At 38.3% G+C, this 6,429-nt stretch carries 5 protein-coding genes and 1 pseudogene; all 6 read right to left on the minus strand.

The features are described 5' to 3' along the window. Nucleotides 1-182, minus strand: a pseudogene (locus Q1R07_RS15935) (hypothetical protein); the annotation flags it as partial. Between the two features lie 482 nt (nt 183-664). After that, nucleotides 665-1,594 (minus strand): hypothetical protein, encoded by a 930-nt coding sequence (locus Q1R07_RS15940; protein WP_300492158.1) that lies wholly within the window; start codon nt 1,592-1,594, stop codon nt 665-667. Nucleotides 1,595-1,871: 277 nt separating this feature from the next. Further along, nucleotides 1,872-2,816: a hypothetical protein gene (locus tag Q1R07_RS15945; protein WP_300492160.1), complete on the minus strand. Its 945-nt coding sequence runs from the start codon at nt 2,814-2,816 to the stop codon at nt 1,872-1,874. Nucleotides 2,817-3,031: 215 nt separating this feature from the next. After that, the gene (locus Q1R07_RS15950; RefSeq protein ID WP_300492161.1) at nt 3,032-3,982 is read right to left on the minus strand and encodes a hypothetical protein; all 951 of its coding nucleotides are present in this window, start codon (nt 3,980-3,982) and stop codon (nt 3,032-3,034) included. A gap of 491 nt (nt 3,983-4,473) precedes the next feature. Beyond that, entirely contained in the window at nt 4,474-5,397 is a 924-nt protein-coding gene (locus tag Q1R07_RS15955; protein WP_300492162.1) for a hypothetical protein, read from the minus strand. A gap of 258 nt (nt 5,398-5,655) precedes the next feature. Next, on the minus strand, nt 5,656-6,429 hold a 774-nt coding region (locus Q1R07_RS15960; protein ID WP_300492164.1), incomplete at its 5' end, for a hypothetical protein.

The following is a 6,429-nucleotide window of genomic DNA, read 5'->3' on the forward strand; positions in this document are numbered from 1 at the left end:
CCTTTTGCGGTTAATTCTGCTCGGGTAAGTCGTGGAATAAGAAGGCCATCAATATCGGTAACACCCTTTTTCCCGGTTACGTCTAACGTAGCTGTTGGATTTCTTGTATTAATTCCAATCTGAGCGTAAATCGCCCCTGTAAAAAGGAGCAAGAGGAATACAGTTACATAATACTTATTCATATCACTTATTGTTTAATTAAAATCTGTTAATTAACAGTAGAATCAAATTTTTACAAACTAAAATGTTATCTCTGTTTTTACAATGTTAAAGGGGGAACCAGCATCGATACGATCATCTGGTAATAGCAACAGAACCTCATTGAGACCGTCCGAATACAGTATAAAATCAACTACAAAACTGCTCGTATAACTTTTTTTGAGGCCTTTTTTATTTTATATGATCACAATAAATTTTGATCAATAAACTATAATACGACTAAATTAATTAGCATTTTCGAACAACTTCTTAGAGATACATAGACAAAAAGCCCTATGTTTCAGTCAAAATACAGGGCTTTTTTGAATTAAGCAGGAAATAGTAGAATTTTCTAAAGTTTTAGTAAGCATAGCGGACATAACATGAAGTTATCCCGGTTGTTAGACTATTCTTATGTAGTGTAGCTATATTTCAACATACGGAATAGTACTCTTTTGATAACATTTTAATCCGTCTGATTGTCGCCTCCAATTTGAACCCAACCTAGTCCGCCGCCGCCATATGGTCCTGTCCAAACTAACTCGACAGCCGTTTTAGGTCTAATAGTGGTTTTATAATCCGCTGCTGTTACTGAACCAACATTAAAATCAGCATAGGTATAGTTTGTTGGCAAATAACCAACCGGTGTTACAGTAGGAGTTACTACATTATACGTGCCACTGGAAGAACCATCAATACGGATCGTAATTACTCTACCGAGCTTAGGGTTGGGCGGTAACGAAATAGTCGAAGCAGTAAAGGAAAATATATTTAATATCTCATCGTCATCTGTCATTACTGCCTGAGCATTCGTTGAAGCACCCCGCCAAACTACATAACTACCCCTTGAAGAAGCAATAGTACCATCTGCTTTTGCTACAATAGCATAAGGATAATTGGTACGCAAATTACCATCTGCCATATTGCGTATTCTTCCGTTTCCATTAACATCTAATTTTTCCGTAACCGCTGTTGTACTATAATCTCCTATAGCCATATTGGCGTTTTGATAAATATTCTGAGTATTTAAGCTAGCCTGCGCTGTCCCTCCTATTACCTTCCAGGGGCTTGTATTCACTTTTTTCCAGACATTCGATGGACCATCAAAAAAATAATACCCATTTGTATCAATATTCGTTCGTTGCGAGAAAGCATTTCCTCCGGTTACATCCGTAATAAAGATGAGTACTCCATTTTGATCCGCTCCATACAGTCCTTCACCTTTTGCGGTTAGTTCTGCTCGGGTAAGTCGTGGCGGAAGAACACCCTCAATCTCTGAAGTTCCGTTTTTCCCTGTTATGTCCAAAGTAGCCTTAGGACTTATTGTATTTCCAACCTGAGCGTAAAGAAGCCCGGTAAAAAAAAGGAAACATACAATTGTACCATATTTTTTCATACATTATTATTTTTATTGAGTGATTATCATTTAAAGGAAGCTGCATTACTACTTTTGCCTGAATAACTTACACTGAAACAGGACAAAACTCCAATTTTCAAACAAAACTCAGGCTATTTTTTGAATTACCAGAAAACGATAAAGCGTTCACGATTTTATTATAAAAAACGATTTCCGGTTAGCAAACTTTGGCTTTTACTCCTTGTTTAAAAATACCTTTTAACATACGGAAACAGCATAACCGTTTTATAGCAACGTAATTAATCCCTTATGCTTTTTATGGTATCATCTGGTTGTCGCCTCCAATTTGAACCCAACCTAGTCCGCCACCACCAAGCGGTCCTGTCCATACTAACTTGACAGCCGTTTTAACTTTAATAGTCGTTTTATAATCCACTGCTGTTATTGCACCAACAGCAGTATAGTTTGTTGGCAAATAACCAACCGGTATTACTGTAGGAGTCGCTACAGTATAGATATAATCAGAATAGCCAGGACCAGGGCTGACAGCACCATCAATACGGATCGTAACAACCCTACCGAGTTTAGGGTTCGATGGTAACGTAATAGTCGAGGCATTAAAGGAAAATATATTTAATATCTCATCGTCATCAGACATTACTGCCTGCGCATTCGTTGAAACTCCTCGCCATACTCCATAGTTCCCTCTTGAAGAAGCCCAGGTACCATCTGCTTTTGCCACAATAGTATACGGATAATTGGTCCGTAATTTACCATCTGCCATATTGCGTAATCTCACGTTTCCATTAACATCCAGTTTTTCGGTAGGGACTGTTGCTCTATAGTCTCCTATAGCAACATTGCCATTTTGATAAACATCCTGAGTATTTAAGTCCGCCTGTATGGTCGTTCCTATTGCCTTCCAGGGGGTTGCATTCACTTTTTTCCAGACATTCGATAGGCCATCGAAATAATAATACCCACTCTCGTCAATATTCGTTCGTTGCGATAAAATGTCCCCTCCGGTTACATCGGTAATAAAGATGATTAATCCATTTTGATCCGCCCCATACAGCCCATTACCTTTTGCGGTTAATTCTGCTCGGGTAAGTCGTGGAGCAAGAACGCCATCAATATCGGTAACTCCCTTTTTTCCTGTTATGTCCAAAGTAGCCATAGGACTTTCTGTATTAATTCCAACCTGAGCGTAAATTAGCCCGGTAAAAAAAAGGGAACATACAATTGTACCATATTTTTTCATGTTATTATTTTTATTAAATGATCATTAATTTGAAAAATCTGAATTAATATTTTTGCCTAAAAAACTTACGTTAAAACAAGACAAAACGCTAATTTCCAGAAAAACACAGGCTGTTTTTTTATTATTTAGAAAAACTATTTCCGGTTAGTAGAATTTGGCTTTTATCCCTTGCTTTAGAAATAGAGTAACCTTTTTATAACAATATAATTAGTTCCTTATGGCGTAATTTGTTTGTCACCGCCAATTTGAACCCAACCTAGTCCACCACCGCCAAACGGCCCTGACCATAGTAATTTAACAGCTGTTTTAGGTTTAATAGTTGTTATATAATCCGGTGCCGTTACTTCATTTCCATTAGCTACATTGTAGTTTGTTGGCAAATAACCAACCGGTATTACACCAGGAGTCACTACGTTATAAGTAACAGCAGCACCGCTAGAAGTAATATGAGAGCCATCAATTCGGATCGTAATAATCCTGCCGGGCTTAGGATTGGCTGGTAACGTAATAATCGTGGCATTACGGGAAAATATATTTAATATCTCATCATCATCCGTCATTACCGCCTCAGCATTTGTTGATGCTCCTCGCCAAACGGTATAACTACCTCTTGAAGAAGCCAGAGTACCCTCTGCGTTTGCCACAACAGTATAAGGATAATCGATACGTACTTTACCATCTGTCATATTGCGTATCCGCATGTTTCCATTAACATCTAATTTTTCCGTAGCCGCTGCTGCTCTATAATCCCCTATCGCAACATTGGCATTTTGATAAATATCCTGAGTATTTAAGGTAGCCTGTGCGGTTGCTCCTACTACCTTCCAAGGGTTTACATTCACTTTTTTCCAGGTATTCGATGGACCATCAAAAAAATAATATCCAATCTCTTCCATATTCGTTCGTTGCGACAAAATGTCTCCTCCGGTTACATCCGTAATAAAGATGAGTACTCCATTTTGGTCTGCTCCGTACAGCCCGTCCCCTTTTGCGGTTAATTCTGCTCGGGTAAGTCGTGGAATAAGAAGGCCATCAATATCGGTAGCGCCATTTTTCCCGGTTATGTCCAACGTAGCCATGGGATTTTCTGTATTAATTCCAATCTGAGCGGAAATCGCCCCTGTAAAAAGAAGCAGGAGGAATACAGTTACATAATACTTATTCATATCACTTATTGTTTAGATTAATTAAAACTTGTTAACTAACAGTAGCATCCAATTTTTACAAGTCAAAATGCTATCTCTGTTTTTACAATGCTAAAGGGGAACAAGCATCGATCCTATCATCTGGTAATAGCTACAGAACCTCATTGAAGCCATCGAAATACAAAACAAAATCAACTACAAAACTGCTCGTATAACTTCTTATGAAACCTTTTTTATTTTATATGATCACAATAAATTTTGATCAATAAATTACAATACGGCTAAATTAATTAGCATTTTCGAACAATCTTTTTGAGATATATGGACAAAAAAACCCATGTTTAAGACAAAACATGAGTTCTTTTTTATTTAAGTAGTAAATAGTACTTTTTCAGGGTTTTATGATCCTTAACAAAGCCCGTTGGCTTGACATGGAGTCATCCCGGTTGCTAGGCTATTCCTCTGTAGTGTAGATACACTTTTAACATACGGAAATAGTAATTGATAGCATTTTAATCCGTCTGCTTGTCGCCTCCAATTTGAACCCAACCTATTCCTCCATCACTAAGCAATCCCGTCCATACTAACTCAACAGCCGTTTGAGGCTTAATTGTCGTTTTATAATCCGCTGCTTGTACACTATCACTAATAAGAAAATAGTTTGTGGGTAAATAACCAACCGGTGTTACACCTGGAGTCGCTATAGTATACGTGTGACTGGAAGCGCCATCAATACGGATCGTAACAACCCTGCCGGGCTTAGGGTTGGCTGGTAACGTAATAGTCGAGACATCGGAGGAAATTATATTTAATATCTCATCGTCATCAGACATTACTGCCTGGGTATTCGTCCAAGCTAATCGCCAAACCGTGTAGTTCCCCTTTGAAGCTCCCCAAGTACCATCTGCTTGTGCCACAATATCATTAGGGTAAATGGTACGTAGTTTACCATCCGACAAATTGCGTATTCTCGCATTTCCAATAACATCTACTTCCTCAATAATAAACATCGTACTATAATCTCCTATACCGATTTTTGCATTTTGGTAAATATTCTGAGTATTTAAGGTAGCATGTTCGGTCCCTCCTATTATCTTCCAAGGGGGTCTATGCACTTTTTCCCATACATTCGATGAACCATCAAAATAATAATACCCACTCGCGTCAATATTCATTCGCTGTGACGAAGTATTTCCTCCGGTTACATCGGTAATATAAACAATCAATCCATTTTGATCTGCTCCATACAGCCCGTCTCCTTTTGCCGTTAGTTCCGCTCGGGTAAGTCGTGGCGGTAAAACACCAGTAATCATCGAAACGTCATTTTTTTCTTTTATGTCCAAAGTAGCCTTGGGACTTGCTGTATAAATTCCAACCTGAGCGTAAAGAAGCCCGGTAAAAAAGAGGAAACTTACAATTGTACCATATTTTTTCATGTCATTCTTTTTATTAGAAAATCATCATTTAAAGGGAACTGAATTTATAGTTTTGCCTAAATAACGTATGCTAAAACAAGACAAAAACCAGGCTCCTTTTTTTGAATTACCAAAAAACGGTAAAGCGTTTATCATTTTAGTACGAAAAACTATTTCCGGTTAGTTGGCTTTGGCTTTTACCCCTTGTTTGAAAATACCTTTCAACATACGGAAACAGCGTAACCGTTTTATAGCGACATCATTAATCCCTTATGATTTTTATGGCATCTGGTTGTCGCCTCCAATTTGAACCCAACCTAATGCATGGTCTCCAGATCGACCTGTCCATACTAACTTGAGAACCGTTTGAGCCTTAATGGTAGTTTTATAATCTGATACGTATATTAAACCAAATCCATCAGATGCTTCGGCGACATCATTTCTAAAGTTTGTTGGCAAATAACCAGGCGGTATTACACCAGGAGTCGCTATACTATACGTACCACTATAAGAACCATCATTACGAATCGTAACAACCCTACCGGGCTTAGGGTTGGATGGTAAACTGATCTCCCAAGCACTAGTGGAAAATCTAGCGGTATATATCGTTAATACATCATCGTCATCAGACATTACAGCCTGAACATTCGATGTAGCTACTCGCCACCCTCTATAGTGCCCTCTTGAAGTTCCTAAAGTACCATCTTCTTTTGCTACAATAGTATACGGATAATCGGCACGTAATTTACCATCCGGCATGTTGCGTAATCTCATGTTTCCATTAACATCCAGTTTTTCCGTAGGAGCTGTTGCACTAAAATTGCCTATACCGACATCGGCATTTTGATAAATACTCTGAGTATTTAAGGACGCCTGTTGGATCGTTCCTATTATTTTCCAGGAGGTTGCACATACTTTTTTCCAGATATTCGATGGGCCATCAAAATAATAATACCCATTCGTGTCGACATTTATTCGTTGCGATAAAATATTTCCTCCGGTTACATCCGTAATAAAGATGAGTAATCCATTTTGATCCGCTCCATACAGCCC

It is taken from the genome of Flavobacterium sp., assembly GCF_030146175.1.
GTDB lineage: Bacteria > Bacteroidota > Bacteroidia > Flavobacteriales > Flavobacteriaceae > Flavobacterium.

Excerpts from the sequence above, each read along its gene's own strand:
- Q1R07_RS15950 (WP_300492161.1), bottom strand. The coding sequence starts at position 3,982 with ATGAATAAGTATTATGTAACTGTATTCCTCCTGCTTCTTTTTACAGGG.
- Q1R07_RS15955 (WP_300492162.1), bottom strand. The coding sequence starts at position 5,397 with ATGAAAAAATATGGTACAATTGTAAGTTTCCTCTTTTTTACCGGGCTT.
- Q1R07_RS15940 (WP_300492158.1), bottom strand. The coding sequence starts at position 1,594 with ATGAAAAAATATGGTACAATTGTATGTTTCCTTTTTTTTACCGGGCTT.
- Q1R07_RS15945 (WP_300492160.1), bottom strand. The coding sequence starts at position 2,816 with ATGAAAAAATATGGTACAATTGTATGTTCCCTTTTTTTTACCGGGCTA.